Below are 19,573 nucleotides of genomic sequence, written 5' to 3'. Positions count from 1 at the left end.
ACCGATGAATCACGTTCCTATCACGTGATTATCATTGTTTGACAACGGACCCTATAACGGTTTTATCACTGTACAACTAATTTCCATAAAGTCTTTAGAGTTCGACGCGCCCAGCCAATGCATCGAAAACCGATTCAACCGCCAGCCGGGAAGCGTGGATCCCGTCGCTTCGATAGGGCGGCGGAACGTAGGGGATCGACGCGTGTGGCGTACTGTAGTCACGCAGCGCGCGCAGAAGTCGACGTCGCGAAACTCCGCCAGTGGGCCCTCGGTGGCCGGACAAGCGTTGTTCCCCCGAGGTGCGGATCACCAGGTCGGGATCGGGTTGCCCCGAGGTATTCAGGTTTTCGCAGATGGCTTCTACGGCCACCGCGTCGACGAATTCGCGACGGTCGCCGTAGCCCACGCACGGCAAGCTCGTCGGGATCGCACACAGGTTTTCTGTGGACAGCAGGCAGACGGTAACCAGTCCGATGCCATCAAGCGGCTACGGCTGCGCAAGCTGTAGTAGACGCACTCAGACCGGACTGGATTCGCCCGCACGGACGCGGACACCGACGCCTCGCCGCGATCACGGCAGCGGCGCCGAACCTACCCGTTCGCCCCCGGCTCGCCGAACAGCAGCCCGCTGAGGCCGCCGGCACCACCTGACCCGTTCGGCACCCCGGTGCCGCCGGCCCCGCCGTGGCCGCCGTTGCCGATCAGCTGGGCGTCGCCGCCGTGACCACCGGCCGCACCGGCACCGGTGCTGCCTGGGGTGGGGCCGCCGTCGCCGCCGATGCCGCCGGCCCCGCCGCCGCCACCGGCGCCGCCGTCGCCGAACAGCCAGGGTCCGGTGGCGCCGTTGCCGCCGACACCACCACCACCACCGGCGCCGTTGAGACCGAAGTTGGTCGGCCCAGGGCTAAAACCGGCTTTTCCGCCATTGCCGCCGTTACCACCGGCACCACCGGCACCACCGGTCCCCAACAGCCACCCGCCGGCGCCGCTGGCGCCGCCGCCGCCATTGCCGCCGGCCCCGCCGGCGCCACCGTCCCCAGCGTCACCGCCCTGACCGCCGGGGGTTGCGACTCCGCCGCGGCCTCCGTCGCCGCCGGCCCCGCCGCCGCCGCCGGCGCCGCCGACGCCGTACAGCAACCCTGCGGTGCCGCCGGTGCCCCCGGCACCACCGCCACCGCCGCCGGCACCGGAACCGGCGTCGACATTGTTTATGGCGGTGCCCAAGCCGCCGAGGCCGCCGACCCCGCCGCCGCCGCCGACTCCACCGGCGCCACCAGTGCCCAACAGCCTGGCGTTGCCGCCAACACCACCGGCCCCACCCATGGCGCCCTCACTGCCCGCCGAGGGGGTGGCGGCGCTGATGCCGCCGAAGCCGCCGGCGGCGCCGGCACCACCGGCCCCACCAGCCCCACCGTCGCCGAACAGCCCGGCGGTGCCGCCGGCACCACCGGCACCGCCGATGCCGACCGAGCCGCTGCCGGGGTTACCGGCGGGGGCGTTGATACCCCCGGCCGAGCCCAAGTTGCCGGCACCGCCACGGCCGGCGGCGCCGCCGTCGCCACCGGAGCCGCCGGCACCACCATTGCCGAACAACCACCCACCGTTGCCTCCGGCCCCACCGGCGCCGCCGGCTGCGGCGTCGCCGCCGATCCCGCCGACGCCGCCGTTGCCGGGGTTGCCGAACAGCCCGCCGGCGAGCCCCGGCCCGCCGAAGCCGCCTTCGCCGGAGTCACCGGCGTCGCCACCCGCGCCGCCGAGGCCCCCGACGCCGAACAAGCCGGCACGCCCGCCAGCACCGCCGACACCGCCGACGCCGCCGACGCCGCCGTTGCCGCCGGGGCCGCCACCGGATCCGAATAGGCTAAATACACCGGCGCCGCCGGCGCCGCCCTGACCGCCGGTACCACCGTCCCCGCCGGATCCGGCGGCACCACCGCCGCCATACAGCCACCCACCGGTGCCACCGGCGCCACCGGCGCCACCGGCCCCGCCGTCGCCACCGGAAAGGCCACTTAAGCTACTACTGAAGGTGACGCTCTGAGCACCGAGGCCGGCGCCGCCGCCGGTCCCACCCACCCCGCCGGCACCACCGCCGCCCCACAGCCCGGCGGCACCCCCGGCGCCGCCGACACCACCGGCGCCCCCGGCGCCACCGGCGCCGCCACGGTTGCCTAACCCGCCGGTGCCGCCGGCACCGCCGACACCACCATCCCCACCGGCACCGGCGTCGCCGTACAGCCACCCGCCGGCACCGCCGGCACCGCCGACACCGCCGGCACCGCCGACACCGCCGGCACCGCCGGCACCGATCGTCCCCTCGAAGCCGCCGGCGCCAGCCACGCCGGCACCACCCGCCCCGCCGGCACCCCCGTGGCCCCACAACCCGGCGGGTCCGCCGACACCGCCGGCGCCGCCGGCACCGCCGGCGCCGCCGGGCACGCCGGGCGCTACGCCGAGGCCGCCGGCACCGCCGGCGCCGCCGTTGCCGAATAGCCACCCGCCGGCGCCGCCGTTGCCGCCGGCCGCGCCGGGCCCGCCGCCGCCCCCGAACCCACCGTTGCCGATCAGCCCGGCGGCACCACCGTTGCCGCCGGCCATCCCCACGGTCGTGCTGGTGCCGCCGTTGCCACCGTTGCCGTACAGCAACCCGCCGGGCCCGCCGTCTTGTCCCGGCCCGCCGTTGGCGCCATCACCGATCAGCGGGCGCCCAAAAATCCGCTCGAAGCGAGCGTTGATCGCGGCCAACAGGTCTTGTTCCACGCTCTGCGCCGCCGAGACGTTGACCGCCTCCGCAGCCGCATAAGCCCCGCCGGCACCCGTCAACGCCTGCATGAACTGGGCGTGAAACGCCGACATTTGGGCGCTCACCGCCTGATACGCCTGACCATGCGCCCCAAACAGCGACGCGATTGCCGCGGAAACCTCATCAGCACCCGCGGCCAACACCGCGGTGGTCGGCGCCAACGCCGCGGCGTTGGCCTGCGCCAGTGTCGACCCGATGCCCGCTAGATCCGAAGCGGCCGCCGCCAACACCTCCGGCGCCACGACTACAAACGACATCGCCTTACTCCGATCAGTCCAGCATCGGATGTCCCGCATGGATCAGTCGATGGTATCGCTATCCAGGATCCCAAACACCGGGTTTCACCTGGGCAGATTGCACAGCATGACGAGCCGGCTAATGTGCACTCTGCGCAGGCAGCCGAACAGCGCAACATAGGCGTCCTGCGCCGGATTCACCTGCCGTAGCGGCGATGCCTCGCACTGTAGTCACGCAGCGCGCGTAGAAAATCGACGTGGCGAAACGCCGGCCAGTGCGCCTCGGTGAACCACATCTCCGAGTAGGCGCTTTGCCACAGCAAGAACCCGGACAAGCGTTGCTCGCCGGAGGTGCGTATCACCAAATCGGGGTCGGGTTGGCCTGAGGTGTACAGGTTTTCCGAGATACCCTCGACGGTCACCGCGTCGACGAGTTCCTCCGCGGTGGCCCCGTTGGCGAGTTCCTTGCTCAACAACGCGCGCACAGCGTCGACGATCTCGCGGCGCCCGCCGTAGCCAACAGCAACGTTGACATGAAACGAGGCCACCTCCGGGGTGGATTCCACCGCACCGCGCAGCCGCCGGGCCGGTTCCTCGCCGATCAACCCCAGATCCCCGACCGTCCGCACACTCCAGTGGTTGGCCGGTGCGCAGATCTCTTCCACGACATCGGTGATGATCTCGATGAGTGCTGCAAGCTCGTCGGGATCGCGCTGCAGGTTTTCGGTGGACAGCAGATAGACGGTGGCCAGTTCGATGCCGGCTTCGTGGCACCACCGCAGCATTTCGGCGATCTTGGCCGCACCCATCCGGTAGCCGTAGCTGACGTCGTCGTAGCCCGCGCTGCGCGCCCATCGCCGGTTGCCGTCGCACAGCACGGCTATGTGCCGGGGCAGGTCGGATTTCGAGGCGGCCAAGCCCTGCCGCAGGCGCAGCTCGTAGAGCCGGTACAACGGCTCTTTGAGCCGCGGCGGGATGATCTCCACAGATACCCAGACTACTGTGACCCAGACGTCGAGTCAGATGTCCGCTACCTGGCCCGACTACTGTGTTCGACGACACCCACCGGCAAGCACAAGACGAGGCAACAGGCGAAATGAGCGGCCAGGCCGACACCGCCACCACCGCGGAAGCAAGGACGCCGGCCCACGCTGCCCACCACCTCGTCGAAGGTGTCGCCCGTGTCCTGACCAAACCGCGCTTCCGCGGCTGGATCCACGTGTATTCCGCCGGCACCGCGGTGTTGGCCGGTGCGTCGCTGGTCGCGGTGTCGTGGGCGGTGGGTTCCGCCAAGGCGGGCCTGACGACGCTGGCCTACACCGCGGCCACGATCACCATGTTCACCGTCAGCGCCACTTATCACCGGGTCAATTGGAAATCCGCGACGGCCCGCAACTGGATGAAGCGGGCCGACCACTCGATGATCTTCGTGTTCATCGCCGGCAGCTACACGCCGTTCGCGCTGCTGGCCTTGCCGGCCCACGACGGGCGCGTGGTGTTGTCGATTGTTTGGGGCGGTGCGATCGCCGGAATCTTGCTGAAGATGTGTTGGCCGGCGGCGCCGCGCTCGGTCGGGGTTCCGCTGTACCTGTTGCTGGGTTGGGTGGCGGTCTGGTACACCGCGACGATCCTGCACAACGCCGGGGTGACCGCGTTGGTGTTGCTGTTTGTTGGCGGCGCGTTGTACAGCATCGGCGGCATTCTCTACGCGGTACGCTGGCCCGACCCGTGGCCGACGACGTTCGGCTACCACGAGTTCTTCCACGCCTGCACCGCGGTGGCGGCGATCTGCCACTACATCGCGATGTGGTTCGTGGTGTTCTGACCCGGCACGCCCAGGGCGGTCGCGAGCGTGAAAATTGCGACGCGACACGCCGACACCGCGTCGCGGATTTCACGGTGGACGGGTGCCACCCGAGTCCGCTAGCCGGGTACGCCCAAAGCGGTGGCGAGTTCGGCCGCGCTGGTCACCGGCAGATCGCAGACCCGGCCCCGGCATACGTAGGCGGCGTCGGCGCCGGCCACCCGATCCCGGCCGACCAGCAGCGCCGACGAACCCGCCGCGCCGCCCACGACGATCGCCCCGCCCGGGGCCAGCCGGCGCGCGTCGGCCAGCAGGGACGACCGCGGCAGGTCGCACGCGACGGCGATCTGCAGCGGTCCGCGCACCACCGCCTCGGCGACCGCCAGCCAATGCCCGGCCGACCGCGGCGCCCGAGCCAGCAGCACCGCATGCGCCCGCAGCGTGTCGGCCGCCAGCTGCCAATACCGCTCGGCGCGAGCACCGTCGACCACATGGCCCGCCGTCAGCAGCGCCTCGGCGATCGACGAAGCGCCCGACGGTGTCGCCCCGTCCAGCGGATCGGAGGGCCGCAGCATCAGCCGCTCGGCGTCGTCGGCGGTGTCGAACCAGCGACCGGGGCGCTGCGGGTCGCCGAAATGCGCCACCGCGGTGTCCAGCAATCCGGTAGCCGCCGTCAGCCACGCGCCCTCGGAGGTCAGCTGGTAGAGCGCCAGCAGCCCGGTGGCCAGCATCGCGTGGTCCTCCAGGATGGCGGCGCTGTCGCCGACCACCCCGCCCAGGCTGGCCCGGCGCAGGCGGCCGTCGACGACGTGCAGGTCCAGCAGCCTGGTCGCGCAGCGCCGCGCGGCGTGCGCCAACGCGGGGTCGTCCAGGGCCACGCTGGCTTCGGCCAGCGCGGTGATCGCCAACCCGTTCCAGGACGTGACGACCTTGTCGTCGCGGGCGGGCTGGGCCCGGGCCAGGCGGGCCACCAGCAACGCGGCGCGGACCCGGTCCAGACGCGCCGCGTCGTCGGGGTCGGCGGGCAACTGCAGCACAGACGTCCCGTGCTCGAAGGTGCCGGCCTCGGTCACCCCGAAAACCTCTGCCGCCCAACGGCCGTCGTCGCCGCCGAGCACCTCGGTCAGTTGCACCGGCGTCCAAACGTAGGTCGAACCCTCGCGGCCGTCGGCGTCGGCATCCAGCGACGAGGTGAACATGTCGGCCGGTGCTTTGCTGCCCAACTCGTCGAGCAGAAATCGCGCGGTCTGGGCGGCGACCCGGCGGGCCAACGGATCCCCGGTACGGCGGGCCCAGTGCGCGTAGGCGCGCAGCAGCAGCGCGTTGTCGTACAGCATCTTCTCGAAATGCGGTACCACCCAGGCACCGTCGACGCTGTATCGGGCGAAACCGCCGCCGAGTTGGTCATAGATGCCGCCACGGGCCATGGCGTTTCCAGTGCGTGCGACCGCCTCCAGCGCCGCCGGTGATCGGGTGCGCTCGTAGTGCCGCATTAGCGCTTCCAGCAGTGCCGACGGCGGGAATTTCGGCGCACCGCCAAATCCGCCGTGCGCCGTGTCCTGCTCACGCAGCACTCCTGCCACCGCGTCGTCACACAGCTCCGGCGCCACCTCCGGGCCACCCCCGGGCAGCCCCGAAGCCATCGAGCGCAACTCGGCAGCGATATGGTCAGATGCCTGCTCCACCTCAGCGCGGCGTTCCCGCCAGGTTTCGGATATGGCCGAAAGAAGTTGCAGGAAAGCCGCTTTCGGGTAGTAGGTGCCGCAGAAGAACGGCCGGCCGTTGGGGGTGAGAAAGCATGTCATCGGCCAGCCGCCCTGCCCGGTGAGCGCGACGGTGGCGTTCATGTAGACCGCGTCGATGTCGGGCCGCTCCTCCCGGTCGACCTTGATACAGACGAAGCCCGCGTTCATGGCCGCGGCCACCTCGTCGTCGTCGAATGACTCGTGGGCCATGACGTGACACCAGTGGCAGGGGGCGTAGCCGACGGACAGCAGGATCGGCACCGCGCGCGCGGCCGCCTCCGCCAGTGCCTGCGGCGTCCACTGCTGCCAGTGCACCGGGTTATCAGCGTGCTGGCGCAGGTACGGGCTGGTGGCCAGCGCGAGGGTATTCGTCCCGGACGGATTAGCCGGACTCATGCGGGGGTCCCGGTGGTCGGGCCGGTCCGTCGCGGTCGGTGCCCTCGTCGGCTGCCTGGTCGAGCTCGGGGTGATCCCGGTCGAACGACTTGGGAACTTTCTTCAGTTGCTGGTTCATCGAACGCACCAGAAACAACGTGGCGATCACCAATAGCACGATCACCAGCAACCCCACCGGGCTAGCCTTCCCGAAATCGGGTCCGGTGTTACCGGGCCCGCCCTCAGCAATCACGCTGAGCAGAATCTGGTTCACGGCTCGATCCCGGCGAACAATTCGGTCTCCGGTGGGCGCGCGGGGATACGCGAGCGAGCCAACTCGAATTCCTCGGTCGGCCACAGCCGCTCCTGCCAGGCAAGCGGGGCGGCGAAGAATTCGGCGTTCGGGTCGATCTGGGTGGCATGCGCGCGCAACGCATCGTCGCGTTGGCTGAAGTATTTCGAGCACTCGACCCGGGTGGTCACTCGGCTGGTGAGAAAGTCATGGTCGGGGTCCCAGTACGCCAGCCATTGTTCGAATGGGCCGCGTTGGCCGTGCCGGGCGAACTCATCCTGCAACATCTGCATCCGCTCCCGCAGGAAGCCGTGGACGTAGTACAGCTTGGACACCGTCCACGGCTCACCCGCGTCGGGAAACCGGCAAAAGTCACCGGCCGCCTCGTAGGCAGCCACCGAAACCTGATGGCAGCGAATGTGGTCGGGATGTGGGTAGCCGCCGTTCTCGTCGTAGGTGGTCATCACGTGCGGCCGAAACTCGCGAACCACCCGCACCAGCGCCTCGGTGGACACCTCCAGCGGTACCCGCGCGAAGCAGTCATCAGGCAGCGGTGGCGGTAAATCACCCTTAGGTAGCCCGGAGTCGACGAAGCCCAGCCAGGTGTGCTCGACACCGAGGATCTCGGCCGCCTTGGTCATCTCGTCACGCCGGATCTCGGCGATGCGCCCATGCACGTCCGGCAGGTCCATCGCCGGGTTGAGGATCTCGCCGCGCTCACCACCGGTCAACGTCACCACCAGCACGCGATGACCCTCGTCGGCGTAGCGCGCCAGGGTGGCCGCGCCCTTGCTGGACTCGTCATCGGGGTGGGCGTGCACCGCCATCAACCGCAGTTCGCTCACGTGCCCCCTTGTCCGTCCGCCTGGCTGCCCCCTTAAGCCTATAAGTGACCCTATAATTCCGGTTTGTCGAAGCGTTGCATCCCGCCGGCGTGAACCCAGGCATGACCCACACCCCCATTCCGCGACCAGACGCCCGCTACGGACGCCCGCGACTGTCCCGCCGAGCGCGGCGCCGTGTCGCGATCGCCCTGGGGGTGCTGGTCGCCGCGGCCGGCATCGTCATTGCCGTCATCGGCTACCAACGGATCAGCACCAGCGCCGTCACCGGTTCGCTGGTGGGCTATCGACTGGTCGACGACGAGACGGCATCGGTCACCATCAGCGTGACACGTTCGGACCCGTCCCGACCGGTGGCCTGCATCGTGCGAGTTCGGGCAACAAACGGCAGCGAGACCGGCAGACGTGAGCTGCTAGTCCCACCGTCCGAGGCAACCACCGTGCAGGTGACGACGACCGTGAAATCCTCCCAGCCGCCGGTGATGGCGGACGTATACGGTTGTGGCACCGAAGTGCCCAGCTACCTGCGCCTCCCCTGACCGTGGTGGTAGCATGGATCGATGCACGGTCCTGCCGGGGCCGTGTATTGCTGCATTAACGGCCGTACGCAGAACGGAGCGGCGGCAACCCGGGGTGAGACCCCAAATATTCCCGACAGTGCTGCTGGCAGGGATCCGAAACTTGCCCGACTACGCGGGAACGACAACACGAGGAGCGCGACGAGATGACGGATACTCAAGTCACCTGGTTGACCCAAGAGTCACATGACCGACTCAAAGCAGAGCTCGACCAGCTGATTGCGAATCGCCCGGTCATCGCCGCCGAAATCAACGACCGCCGCGAAGAAGGCGACCTGCGCGAGAACGGCGGATACCACGCCGCCCGCGAGGAGCAGGGCCAGCAGGAGGCCCGCATTCGCCAGCTGCAGGACTTGCTCAGCAACGCAAAGGTTGGCGAGGCACCCAAGCAATCCGGCGTCGCATTACCCGGTTCTGTGGTCAAGGTGTACTACAACGGCGACAAGTCGGACAGCGAAACGTTCCTCATCGCCACCCGCCAGGAGGGCGTCAGCGACGGCAAGCTCGAGGTCTACTCGCCGAATTCACCGCTCGGTGGGGCCCTGATCGACGCCAAGGTCGGCGAGACCCGCAGCTACACGGTGCCCAACGGCAGCACCGTGTCGGTGACCCTAGTCAGCGCCGAGCCGTACCACTCCTAGGTACCCGCGAGCAGACGCAGAAGCCCCCAAACCGGCGGTTTTGGGGTGCTTTCGCGTCTGCTCGCGGTAGTTAACCCAGGGCCTGTTCGAGATCGCCGAGCAGGTCGGCAATGTCTTCGATACCGACCGAAAGCCGCACCAGATCGTCGGGCACCTCCAATTGCGAACCGGCCGTCGACGCATGGGTCATGGCGCTGGGATGTTCGATCAGCGACTCCACCCCACCCAGCGACTCGGCCAGGATGAAGACGCGGGTCTTGGCACACAGGTCCTGCGCCGCACGCCGACCGGCCCGCATCCGCACCGAAACCATGCCGCCGAAGCCGCGCATCTGTCGCGCGGCAATCTCATGCCCGGGATGACTGGGCAAACCCGGATACAACACAGAACTCACCGACGGATGATCAGCGAGGAATTCCGCTACCGCACAGGCATTTTCACTGTGCCGCTGCATCCGCAGCACCAAGGTCTTCAGGCCGCGCATGGTCAGGTAGGCGTCGAATGGTCCGGGCACCGCGCCGGCGCCGTTCTGCAAGAAAGCGAACTCCTCGTCCAGCTCTTCGTCGTTGGTGACCAGCGCACCTCCCACCACGTCGGAATGGCCGCCGATGTACTTGGTAGTCGAGTGCAACACCACATCGGCGCCCAGCCGCAACGGCTGCTGCAACGCGGGTGAGGCAAAGGTATTGTCCACCAATACTTTTGCCGATCTGTCTGTGCCCAGCTCGGCAATGGCCGTGATATCGGCGATCGACAGTAGCGGATTGGTGGGCGTCTCCACCCAAATCAGCCGGGTGCGCGGAGTAATCGCGGCACCCACCGCATCCAGATCGGCAAGCCGCACCGGCGTGTACTGGACATCCCACCGGGTGAACACCTTGTCTATCAACCGGAATGTGCCGCCGTAGGCGTCATCGGGAATGACGACGTGGTCTCCGGGCCGTAACATCGCCCGCAGGGCGCAGTCGGTCGCGGCCATCCCGGAACTGAATGCCCGCGCGAAAGCACCCTCCTCGACTGCCGCCAGCGAGGCCTCCAATGCGGCCCGGGTGGGGTTGCCGGTGCGTGCGTATTCGAAACCGCCACGCAGACCGCCGACGCCGTCTTGGGCGAAGGTGCTGCTGGCGTAGATCGGCACGTTCACCGCCCCGGTCGCCGGATCCGGGCGGTAGCCAGCGTGGATGGCGCGGGTGGCCGGTCCGCTGATTCCCTGGTGTCCCGTGCGGTCTTCGCTCATCGGACGGTCGGGTGGGCAGTGCAGTCCCGGATCAGATCGGCACGCACACCGTCGTCATGATCTTGTCCGCCAACGTTTGCCGTTTAGCGTCCCACAGCGGAAACAGGAACCCGACGAAGCAGATGATCGCGTCGATAAAGTGGGCAAGCTGGCGTACCACCGACATCCCGAAGCCGATTGGTTGCCCGGTGGTCTCGCTGACCACCTTGAACTTCAGCACCGACTTGCCGATGCTCGACCCGGTGGTGCCCTGGCGATAGCCGTAGTTCCAGACCAGGTAAGCCAATCCGCCCACCGACAACAACCACTGCACCAACTGGCCGATCATCGACGGCTGGGAAACGCAGAACTGGCCGACGTCGTACTCACTAATGCTGGTGACGCACGACGACGTCTGAGTGACCAGCATGATCACCCAACCGATGCCAACCAGCACTACGTATGGGGCCCAGTCGATGAATGCCGCCAGCACCCGGGTAATCCACGGCGTGTAGGACTCGGTCGGCATCGTACGAATCGCCGGTCCGGGCGGCGGCGGCGCGTAACCGCCGGCCGACGGCGGAGGCGGCGGGTAGGCCCCCCCGCCAGGCGGTGGCGGCGGAGGCGGGTAGCCACTGCCGCTCGAGGGCGGAGGGGGCGGAGCGTAACCACTGCCGCCGGGTGGTGCAGCGGGAGGTGGCTCATGCCCACCGGACGGCCCAGGCGGTGGCGGGGGCGGTGGGTACGACCCGCCGGGGGGCGGCTGTTCGGTCATGGGCACACCTTCCACTGAGGTTCAGCTGAACTAGGGTGAACTAGGCGGGACTACAGTACCTGAGGACCGGATTCACCGGAACGCCCGGCGGTGAGATGAGCCACGGGGCCCAATGGGTCAGTGCCCACGACCTGTGCGGCACTGGCCGCCTGCCGTAATTGTTTGTAGCCGAACTAAATTGCGGCGCGCCTGCCTGCGCGACTACCGCCGTCCCGCCCCCTCCGACAAGAAGCCCAACAAGTCGTACCGGGTAATGACCCCAACCGGCTTGCCTTCCTCCACCACCATCAACGCATCCCAATCACGCAACGCCTTGCCGGCCGCACTGACCAATTCACCGGCGCCTATCATCCGCAGCGGCGGGCTCATGTGTGCCGACACGGCGTCGGCCAACTTGGCGCGGCCCTCGAACACGGCCGAGAGCAGCTCGCGTTCCGAGACGCTACCGGCGACCTCGCCGGCCATCACCGGCGGCTCGGCGCCGACCACCGGCATCTGCGACACCCCGTACTCGCGAAGAATCCCGATGGCGTCGCGCACGGTCTCCGACGGATGGGTGTGCACCAGGGCGGGCAGCGCGCCGGACTTGCGGCGCAACACATCACCGACGGTGGATTGCTCGGTCGACCCGTCAAGGCGGCTGCGCAGGAACCCATAGGACGACATCCACGCGTCGTTGAAGATTTTCGACATGTAGCCCCGGCCGCCGTCGGGCAACAGGACGACGATCAACGCGTCGGGCCCGGCTTCCTCGGCGACCTTGAGCGCGGCAACCACCGCCATCCCGCACGACCCGCCGACCAACATCGCCTCTTCGCGGGCCAGCCGCCTGGTCATGTCGAACGAGTCGGAGTCGGACACCGCGATGATCTCGTCGGGCACGCTCGGGTCATAGGCCGCCGGCCAGAAATCCTCGCCGACCCCCTCGACCAGATACGGTCGGCCGGCACCGCCCGAATAGACCGATCCCTCCGGGTCGGCGCCGACGATGCGTACTCGGCCCCCGGACACCTCTTTGAGGTACCGGCCAGCGCCGGTGATGGTACCGCCGGTGCCGATGCCAGCCACGAAATGGGTGACCTTGCCCTCGGTATCGGCCCAGATTTCCGGGCCGGTGGTCACATAATGGCTTGCCGGTCCCTCCGGGTTGGCGTACTGGTCGGGCTTCCAGGCACCGTCGATATCACGGACCAACCGGTCCGACACACTGTAGTAGCTGGCCGGATCGTGCGGCGGGACCGCCGTCGGGCACACCACGACCTCGGCGCCGTAGGCGATCAACACATTGCGTTTATCCTCACTGACCTTGTCCGGGCAGACGAACACGCACTTGTAGCCGCGGCGCTGAGCGACCAACGCCAGACCAACGCCGGTATTGCCGGACGTGGGTTCGACGATGGTGCCACCCGGCTTCAGCTGACCGCTGGCCTCGGCGGCTTCGATCATCTTCACCGCGATCCGATCCTTGGAGCTGCCGCCAGGGTTGAGATACTCGACCTTTGCGGCCACGGTTCCGGCGCCGTCGGGTACCACGGAGTTCAGCCGAACCAGTGGGGTACCACCAATGAGTTCACTGATATGTTGCGCGATCCGCATGCGTTCATCGTCTCAGGCGCCTGCCGGCCAGGCACACGCGCTCCGTCGGCATCCCGCTACCCGGTGGCCTCGCGGATGTACTCCCCGATCTGACGCAACGAGCGGATCGCCTCGGGCAGCATCGACGCCGCAACCTGAAAGTCGTGGACCTGGCCCGGCCATACCCGGACCTCGGCCGGCACCCCGGCCGCCGCCAGTTTGGCCGCCGCCAACTGAGCGTCGTGCAGCAATACCTCGGAGCCCGACACGTGAATCAGTGTCCGCGGCAGCCCCGGTGTGATGTGCTCCAAGGGCTCATAGAGCTCTTCGGGTTCGCCGTCTACCTGGTTCCTCGCTGCTGCGCTAGCAACCAATGCGTCAAGCGCATCGAACGCCCTTGCCGGGAACATCGCATCGGTTTTGATGTTGGGATGCGCCTGCTTGTGTTCCTTTGCTAGCTGCAGCAGTGGCGAGATCGCGACTAGAGCCGCCGGCTCCTCCCCCACTTCCTGTAGCCGCTGCGCGAGAGCGAGCGCAAGATACCCGCCCGCGGAATCGCCCGCTAGCACGATCTGCTCCGGCTCATAGCCCAACAGCCTCAGCCACCGGTAGCCGTCGTGACAGTCGTCGAGCGCCATCCCGATCGAGTGCTTGGGAATCAACCGATAGTCGACCACCAGAACAGGCGAGTCAGCGAACTTAGAGAGCAACTCGACGAGTCGTCCATGCGAGTTTGCTCCACACGTCAGAAACGCGCCGCCGTGCAGGTACAGGACGGCGCGTCGAGTGCCGTCCGCCGGCAACACACCCGACGCCCGAACCAGTTGGGCGGACGCATTAGGCAGGCTCACCGCGGCCCTTACGGTCGTTGACGCTGGGAGCAGAACCCGGGCAGCCTGGTCGATGACACCCCACGGCCAGGGCGCATGCGGAAGATAGCTACCGACCGCTAGCACCGGCCGGACCGCCACTCGTGACGCCAGCGCAGCTAATCGCGCAACAAGACTTGGACCAGACTCGACGACCTCCACCGGGGCGCCGTCGCTGATCGCAAACTTGCGTGCCTCGAGTCTACGTGCCTTCAACACGTCGCGCGGCGAAATGACAACTCTGGGTGAGCCGGATACCTTACTGGGTGCAGTCATGCCCAACACTTCCTACGCCGTTGTAGTCCGATACAGCATGTGACGAAGCGGCTGAGCCTCTGGCTCAGCCAACCCCGCGAACTTAGCTTGACAGTCTTTTTTAGGTGCCACAGCCAAAGAGTCTGATTCGATACCACATTTGGTCCACACCGTGACGGGTTTGTTCGTCAGCTACCCACGAAATCGGCACAACCGTCCTAAACTGATCCCGTGAGCATGCGCGTGCCACGGCGTTCCACGATCGCTTTGGCCACCGCGGGTGCACTCGCCTCGACGGGCACGGCCTATCTGGGCGCACGCAACCTGCTGGTCGGTCAGGCGACCCACGCGCGCACGGTAATTCCCAAATCCTTCGACGCACCGCCCCGCGCCGACGGCGTATACACCCGCGGCGGTGGGCCCGTGCAACGGTGGCGACGCGAAGTGCCCTTCGACGTGCACCTGATGATCTTTGGTGACTCGACGGCGACGGGATACGGCTGCGCTAGCGCTGAGGAAGTACCGGGCGTGTTGATCGCCCGCGGACTCGCCGAGCAGACCGGCAAGCGGATCCGGCTGAGCACCAAAGCCATCGTCGGCGCCACCTCGAAAGGCGTCTGCGGTCAAGTCGATGCGATGTTCGTGGTCGGTCCGCCGCCGGATGCGGCGGTAATCATGATTGGCGCCAACGACATAACGGCACTCAACGGCATTGGCCCCTCTGCGCAACGGCTGGCCGACTGCGTACGCAGGTTGCGCACCCGCGGAGCGGTAGTGGTGGTCGGCACTTGCCCCGACCTCGGCGTCATTACCGCCATCCCGCAGCCGCTGCGCGCGCTAGCGCACACCCGTGGTGTGCGGCTGGCCCGCGCCCAAACGGCAGCCGTCAAGGCGGCCGGTGGGGTGCCGGTGCCGCTAGGACATCTACTGGCTCCCAAATTCCGGGCAATGCCCGAGCTGATGTTCTCCGCCGACCGCTACCACCCGTCGGCGCCCGCGTACGCCCTGGCGGCCGATCTGTTGTTCCTTGCGCTGCGCGATGCGCTGACCGAAAAGCTCGATATCCCAATTCATGAAACGCCGTCCCGGCCTGGAACGGCCACCCTCGAGCCGGGCCACACGCGACACAGCATGATGTCGCGGCTGCGGCGGCCCCGGCCGGCCCGGGCCGTGCCGACCGGTGGGTAGCGACTACATTTGACCTAAACTTCACCACGTCTTGTCCATGCCGGGAGCCGTCATGCCAGAAGCTGTCATCGTCTCGACTGCCCGCTCGCCGATTGGCCGGGCCATGAAAGGATCGCTGGTCGGCATGCGGCCCGACGACCTGGCCGTCCAGATGGTGCGCGCCGCGCTCGACAAGGTTCCGGCACTGAACCCCCATCAGATCGACGACCTCATGATGGGCTGTGGCCTGCCAGGCGGTGAGTCCGGTTTCAACATCGCCCGTGTCGTCGCCGTCGCGCTCGGCTATGACTTCCTGCCGGGCACCACGGTCAACCGGTACTGTTCGTCGTCGCTGCAGACCACCCGGATGGCCTTCCACGCGATCAAGGCCGGTGAGGGCGACGCGTTCATCTCCGCGGGCGTGGAAGCCGTCTCCCGGTTCGCCAAGGGAAACTCCGACTCCTGGCCGGACACCAAGAACCCGCTGTTCGACGGGGCTCAGGAACGTTCGGCCGCGGCAGCCGCCGGCGCCGACGAATGGCACGATCCCCGCACCGATCAGAAGCTGCCGGACATCTATATTGCGATGGGCCAGACCGCGGAAAACGTCGCCATCATGACCGGCATCAGCCGCGAAGAACAGGACCGCTGGGGCGTGCGCAGCCAGAACCGGGCCGAAGAGGCGATCAAGAACGGGTTCTTCGAACGAGAAATCACGCCGGTCACCCTTCCGGACGGCACCACGGTCAGCACCGACGACGGCCCGCGACCGGGTACCACCTACGAAAAGGTCAGCGAGCTCAAGCCGGCTTTCCGGCCGAATGGCACCGTGACCGCGGGGAATGCCTGTCCGCTCAACGACGGGGCCGCCGCGGTGGTGATCACCAGCGACACCAAGGCCAAGGAATTAGGCTTGACACCGCTGGCGCGCATTGTGTCCACCGGGGTCAGCGGGCTGTCCCCGGAGATCATGGGCTTAGGGCCGATCGAGGCGTCCAAGAAGGCGCTGGAAAGAGCCGGGATGGCGATCACCGACATCGACCTGGTCGAGATCAACGAGGCCTTCGCGGTGCAGGTCCTGGGCTCGGCGCGCGAGCTGGGCATCGACGAGGACAAGCTCAACATCTCAGGTGGCGCGATCGCCCTAGGTCACCCGTTCGGTATGACGGGCGCGCGCATCACCACCACGCTGTTGAACAACCTGCAGACCTACGACAAGACGTTCGGTCTGGAAACCATGTGTGTCGGTGGCGGCCAGGGCATGGCGATGGTGATCGAGCGCCTCGCGTGAGCGAGGCGCTCGAGTGCGTTGACTCTGCGTCCACCACGCAAAAGTGCGAGTAGGACACGTGGTGGGCGCAGAGTCAACGTCGTGATGTCAACGTGTCCCAAGCCTGCCGAACCCGGCGGACGACGTCGGGTCCCTTGTGGTCTGCCAGCACCCTGATGTGAGTCCAGCCGGCGCGCCGGATGTATTCCAGGCGTTCGACGTCTTTGACGAACTGGTCTCGGCTGAGACGGTGTTGCTCGCCGTCGTACTCGACCGCGAGCATGATGTCCTCCCATCCCATGTCGAGGAAATACTTTGGATGCCCGTAGACGCCGAGCAAGGGGATCTGAGTGGACGGCCGTGGAAAGCCGGCGTTTATCAGCAAGAGCCGCAGCCACGTCTCCTTCGGCGACTGCGCACCTGGGTCGACGAGATCCAGCGCCTTGTCTAGTTGACGCAGCCCGCGAGTATGGGGGTGCTTCCTCGCGAGCTCCCTAACATCGTTGATCTTGAAATCGGTGGCATTGGCAAGCGCATCCAGTCTGGTTATCGCCTGACCTAAGGGTGGACGCCTGCCCAAGTCGAAGGCCGTACGTTCAACGGTAGTCACAGTAAGCCCGCACAAGCGCTGGACTTCGCCGTCGAGCAGTAGCTCATCCTTAGTCCGCACCCCGTTCGGCGCCCTGGCGTTGCGCCAGATCAACTCCACCAATGCGTGGTCATCGACCCATTTCGCGCCGTGCAGCGCTGATGCCGAAGCGCCGGCGATCACCCCTTTGCGGCCCGACCACAGCCAGGCCGCGATAACGCGTTGCCGCAGGGAGGGCTTCAGCCGCTTGTCCAGATAGACGTTGGGCATGATCGCGGTGTAGTACTTGCCCAGCTCATGCCAGCTGATGAGTCCCGCCGCCAACGCCTCGCTGCCGATGAACGGCTGCGCCCCCATCTCCCGCATGCGGGCATGGTGTCAGCACCCACCGACACAGCCGTTGATCCTGCGTCTACCACGCAAAAGTGCGAGTGGTCAGCCTGGTGGACGCAGAATCAACGGCCAACGAGCGCTACTCATTCTGTAGATAACTGAGCAGGCGCAGGATCTCGATGTACAACCAGACCAGCGTTACGGTCAGGCCTAACGCGACGCCCCATGCCGCCTTCTCCGGTGCTCCCGCGCGAATCATCTGATCAGCCGCATCGAAGTCGATCAGGAAGCTGAACGCCGCGATGCCGATGCACACCAGCGAGAAGATGATCCCCAGCGGTCCGGGGCTGCGTAAGCCCAAGCCTTCACCGCCGCCGACATTGAACATCGCCAGCACGAGGTTGCCGAGCATCAAGACCAGCACGCCGAACAGCGCAGCGACCACCATTCGGGTGAACTTGGGGGTGACCCGGATGGCCCCTGTCTTGTAGACGACGAGCATGCCGAAGAACACACCCATCGTCCCTAAGATGGCCTCCCCGATCAGCACCCCAGCATTCGCGGACGCCACCGTGAAGTTAGCCAAGACGAACGAGATGGCACCCAGGAACAGGCCCTCGAGCGCCGCGTAGCTGAGCACGATCGCCGGGTTGTCCTGCTTGCGGCCGAAGGTGGCCACCAGCACCAGCGCCAAACCACCCAAAGCCCCCACCAAGGTCAGCGGCATGGCCAGTGCGACGTTCGACGCAACCAGGAAGTAGGAGACGACGGCGGTGCCCGCCAACATAGCCAGCGTCAGGCCCGTCTTGGTCACGACATCGTCGATGGTCAGCGGGCGGGTGGCCTTTGCTTCCCGATAGGGCGCCAGGTAGGGATCGGCTGGGAATCCCTGCTGGGCGGTGCCAGTTCCGAATTGCGCGTATCCGCCCCGCTGCTTAGGCAACGAACGAAATACCGGGTTGCTTGTCTCCCGCACCGTCGGATCCTCTCTTGATGGCTATGGCTACGAGCTGTGCGAACATCCGCTCAACGATCAGTAGTAGGCCCGGGTTCCCGGCCAGCGTTGTCATCCGGGTACACGATAAACCTTAGCCCCCGCGGGCACCGCTGGGCGAGCCACGATCTAGATTGCTGGTCAAACTCTTCAGGGGAGGCGAGGCCCGTGACCGGCGAATCGCATGAGGTCCTGACAAACGTCGAGGGCGGTGTCGGATTCGTGACGCTCAACCGCCCCAAGGCGATCAACTCACTGAACCAAACCATGGTCGACCTGCTGGCCACAGTGCTCATGAGCTGGGAGCATGAGGACGCGGTGCACGCGGTGGTGCTCTCCGGAGCCGGCGAACGCGGACTTTGCGCCGGCGGGGACGTGGTGGCCGTCTACCACAGTGCCCGCAAGGACGGGGTCGAGGCGCGGCGGTTCTGGCGCCACGAGTATCTGCTCAACGCCCTGATCGGCCGGTTCGCCAAGCCCTACGTGGCGTTGATGGACGGCATCGTAATGGGCGGCGGCGTCGGCGTCAGCGCACACGCGAACACCCGGGTGGTTACCGATACCTCCAAGGTCGCGATGCCCGAAGTGGGCATCGGGTTCATCCCCGACGTCGGCGGGGTGTATTTGCTGTCGCGTGCACCCGGCGCGCTGGGTCTGCACGCCGCCCTGACTGGAGCGCCGTTTTCCGGCGCCGACGCCATCGCGCTGGGATTCGCCGACCACTTCGTGCCACACGGCGACCTCGATGCGTTCACGCAGAAGATCGTCACCGGCGGCGTGGAGAGCGCATTGGCCGCCCACGCCGTCGAACCTCCACCGAGCACGCTTGCCGCCCAACGTGATTGGATCGACGAATGCTATGCCGGCGACAGCGTCGCCGACATCGTTGCGGCGCTGCGGAACCAGGGCGGCGAACCAGCCGTAAATGCTTCCGACCTGATTGCCAGCCGCTCCCCCATCGCGCTGTCGGTGACGTTGCAGGCAGTGCGTCGCGCCGCCAAACTCGACACGCTAGAAGACGTGTTGATCCAGGACTATCGGGTGTCATCGGCGTCGCTGCGCTCGCATGACCTGGTGGAGGGCATCCGCGCGCAGTTGATCGACAAGGATCGCAACCCGAACTGGTCGCCGGCAACCCTGGACGCGATCACGGCGGCCGACATCGAAGCCTATTTCGAACCGGTCGACGATGACTTGAGTTTCTAGAGAGGTAG

Annotated in this window: 17 protein-coding genes and 1 pseudogene; 6 read left to right on the top strand and 12 right to left on the bottom strand. The window is 67.2% G+C overall.

Annotation, left to right across the window (positions count from 1 at the left end):
- Positions 1-94 precede the first annotated feature (94 nt).
- From FF952_RS20925 to FF952_RS05790, 3 genes and pseudogenes are all read right to left on the bottom strand, one after another.
- A pseudogene (locus FF952_RS20925) lies at positions 95-385 on the bottom strand (undecaprenyl diphosphate synthase family protein); the annotation flags it as partial.
- A 206-nt stretch (positions 386-591) separates the two neighbouring features.
- Positions 592-3,060 (bottom strand): PE family protein, encoded by a 2,469-nt coding sequence (locus tag FF952_RS05795; RefSeq protein ID WP_031656782.1) that lies wholly within the window; start codon positions 3,058-3,060, stop codon positions 592-594.
- Between the two features lie 176 nt (positions 3,061-3,236).
- Complete coding sequence (locus FF952_RS05790; RefSeq protein ID WP_003903314.1) at positions 3,237-4,025, bottom strand: (2Z,6E)-farnesyl diphosphate synthase; 789 nt, start codon at positions 4,023-4,025, stop codon at positions 3,237-3,239.
- 110 nt (positions 4,026-4,135) lie between these two features.
- On the opposite strand from FF952_RS05790, the gene trhA reads away from it, so the two are divergent.
- Positions 4,136-4,864, top strand: a complete 729-nt coding sequence (gene trhA, locus FF952_RS05785) for a PAQR family membrane homeostasis protein TrhA (protein ID WP_003901993.1) — start codon at positions 4,136-4,138, stop codon at positions 4,862-4,864.
- Between the two features lie 98 nt (positions 4,865-4,962).
- Here the strand turns inward: trhA and FF952_RS05780 are convergent, their stop codons facing one another.
- From FF952_RS05780 to mca, 3 genes are read right to left on the bottom strand one after another with little or no spacing between them, the layout of a single operon-like run.
- Positions 4,963-6,984 carry a thioredoxin domain-containing protein gene (locus tag FF952_RS05780; protein WP_055377885.1) on the bottom strand — a complete coding sequence of 674 codons (2,022 nt, stop codon included), beginning with the start codon at positions 6,982-6,984 and terminating at the stop codon, positions 4,963-4,965.
- Positions 6,971-7,237, bottom strand: coding sequence for a hypothetical protein (locus FF952_RS05775; protein WP_003405749.1), 267 nt, complete (start codon positions 7,235-7,237; stop codon positions 6,971-6,973). The genes FF952_RS05780 and FF952_RS05775 overlap by 14 nt, the downstream gene beginning before the upstream one ends.
- Positions 7,234-8,100 (bottom strand): mycothiol conjugate amidase Mca, encoded by an 867-nt coding sequence (gene mca / locus FF952_RS05770; protein WP_003405746.1) that lies wholly within the window; start codon positions 8,098-8,100, stop codon positions 7,234-7,236. The genes FF952_RS05775 and mca overlap by 4 nt, the downstream gene beginning before the upstream one ends.
- A gap of 101 nt (positions 8,101-8,201) precedes the next feature.
- Here mca and FF952_RS05765 point away from each other — a divergent pair, with 101 nt between their 5' ends.
- Both FF952_RS05765 and greA read left to right on the top strand, forming a co-directional pair.
- Entirely contained in the window at positions 8,202-8,636 is a 435-nt protein-coding gene (locus FF952_RS05765) for a DUF4307 domain-containing protein (RefSeq protein ID WP_003405744.1), read from the top strand.
- A 185-nt stretch (positions 8,637-8,821) separates the two neighbouring features.
- Complete coding sequence (gene greA / locus FF952_RS05760; protein ID WP_003405742.1) at positions 8,822-9,316, top strand: transcription elongation factor GreA; 495 nt, start codon at positions 8,822-8,824, stop codon at positions 9,314-9,316.
- Between the two features lie 70 nt (positions 9,317-9,386).
- Here the strand turns inward: greA and FF952_RS05755 are convergent, their stop codons facing one another.
- The 4 genes from FF952_RS05755 to lipU form a co-directional block, all read right to left on the bottom strand.
- Entirely contained in the window at positions 9,387-10,553 is a 1,167-nt protein-coding gene (locus FF952_RS05755; protein ID WP_003405736.1) for a cystathionine gamma-synthase, read from the bottom strand.
- 31 nt (positions 10,554-10,584) lie between these two features.
- Positions 10,585-11,307 carry an RDD family protein gene (locus FF952_RS05750; protein WP_003405732.1) on the bottom strand — a complete coding sequence of 241 codons (723 nt, stop codon included), beginning with the start codon at positions 11,305-11,307 and terminating at the stop codon, positions 10,585-10,587.
- A 201-nt stretch (positions 11,308-11,508) separates the two neighbouring features.
- The gene (locus FF952_RS05745; RefSeq protein WP_003405730.1) at positions 11,509-12,903 is read right to left on the bottom strand and encodes a cystathionine beta-synthase; all 1,395 of its coding nucleotides are present in this window, start codon (positions 12,901-12,903) and stop codon (positions 11,509-11,511) included.
- Between the two features lie 56 nt (positions 12,904-12,959).
- Positions 12,960-14,027: a lipase LipU gene (gene lipU / locus FF952_RS05740; RefSeq protein ID WP_003405728.1), complete on the bottom strand. Its 1,068-nt coding sequence runs from the start codon at positions 14,025-14,027 to the stop codon at positions 12,960-12,962.
- Between the two features lie 222 nt (positions 14,028-14,249).
- Here lipU and FF952_RS05735 point away from each other — a divergent pair, with 222 nt between their 5' ends.
- Together FF952_RS05735 and FF952_RS05730 are read left to right on the top strand one after the other, a co-directional pair.
- Positions 14,250-15,194: an SGNH/GDSL hydrolase family protein gene (locus tag FF952_RS05735; protein WP_003405726.1), complete on the top strand. Its 945-nt coding sequence runs from the start codon at positions 14,250-14,252 to the stop codon at positions 15,192-15,194.
- A gap of 52 nt (positions 15,195-15,246) precedes the next feature.
- Positions 15,247-16,464, top strand: coding sequence for an acetyl-CoA C-acetyltransferase (locus FF952_RS05730; RefSeq protein ID WP_003903303.1), 1,218 nt, complete (start codon positions 15,247-15,249; stop codon positions 16,462-16,464).
- Between the two features lie 73 nt (positions 16,465-16,537).
- Here the strand turns inward: FF952_RS05730 and FF952_RS05725 are convergent, their stop codons facing one another.
- On the bottom strand, positions 16,538-17,389 hold the full coding sequence (locus FF952_RS05725; RefSeq protein ID WP_003405722.1) for a hypothetical protein: 852 nt from the start codon (positions 17,387-17,389) through the stop codon (positions 16,538-16,540).
- A 115-nt stretch (positions 17,390-17,504) separates the two neighbouring features.
- Positions 17,505-18,341 carry a Bax inhibitor-1/YccA family protein gene (locus tag FF952_RS05720; RefSeq protein WP_003405719.1) on the bottom strand — a complete coding sequence of 279 codons (837 nt, stop codon included), beginning with the start codon at positions 18,339-18,341 and terminating at the stop codon, positions 17,505-17,507.
- A gap of 186 nt (positions 18,342-18,527) precedes the next feature.
- Here FF952_RS05720 and FF952_RS05715 point away from each other — a divergent pair, with 186 nt between their 5' ends.
- Positions 18,528-19,565, top strand: a complete 1,038-nt coding sequence (locus tag FF952_RS05715; RefSeq protein WP_003904544.1) for an enoyl-CoA hydratase/isomerase family protein — start codon at positions 18,528-18,530, stop codon at positions 19,563-19,565.
- Positions 19,566-19,573 lie beyond the last annotated feature (8 nt).

Origin of the sequence: Mycobacterium tuberculosis complex sp. N0072 (assembly GCF_030323725.1) — a bacterium.
Classification (GTDB): domain Bacteria; phylum Actinomycetota; class Actinomycetes; order Mycobacteriales; family Mycobacteriaceae; genus Mycobacterium; species Mycobacterium tuberculosis.
The sequence above is the reverse complement of the archived record's forward strand: the minus strand, read 5'-3'. Positions and strand labels throughout refer to the sequence as shown.

Coding starts and splice junctions, on each gene's coding strand:
- FF952_RS05795 (WP_031656782.1), bottom strand. CDS start 3,060: ATGTCGTTTGTAGTCGTGGCGCCGGAGGTGTTGGCGGCGGCCGCTTCG.
- trhA (WP_003901993.1), top strand. CDS start 4,136: ATGAGCGGCCAGGCCGACACCGCCACCACCGCGGAAGCAAGGACGCCG.
- FF952_RS05780 (WP_055377885.1), bottom strand. CDS start 6,984: ATGAGTCCGGCTAATCCGTCCGGGACGAATACCCTCGCGCTGGCCACC.
- FF952_RS05765 (WP_003405744.1), top strand. CDS start 8,202: ATGACCCACACCCCCATTCCGCGACCAGACGCCCGCTACGGACGCCCG.
- greA (WP_003405742.1), top strand. CDS start 8,822: ATGACGGATACTCAAGTCACCTGGTTGACCCAAGAGTCACATGACCGA.
- FF952_RS05755 (WP_003405736.1), bottom strand. CDS start 10,553: ATGAGCGAAGACCGCACGGGACACCAGGGAATCAGCGGACCGGCCACC.
- FF952_RS05750 (WP_003405732.1), bottom strand. CDS start 11,307: ATGACCGAACAGCCGCCCCCCGGCGGGTCGTACCCACCGCCCCCGCCA.
- FF952_RS05745 (WP_003405730.1), bottom strand. CDS start 12,903: ATGCGGATCGCGCAACATATCAGTGAACTCATTGGTGGTACCCCACTG.
- lipU (WP_003405728.1), bottom strand. CDS start 14,027: ATGACTGCACCCAGTAAGGTATCCGGCTCACCCAGAGTTGTCATTTCG.
- FF952_RS05730 (WP_003903303.1), top strand. CDS start 15,247: ATGCCAGAAGCTGTCATCGTCTCGACTGCCCGCTCGCCGATTGGCCGG.
- FF952_RS05725 (WP_003405722.1), bottom strand. CDS start 17,389: ATGGGGGCGCAGCCGTTCATCGGCAGCGAGGCGTTGGCGGCGGGACTC.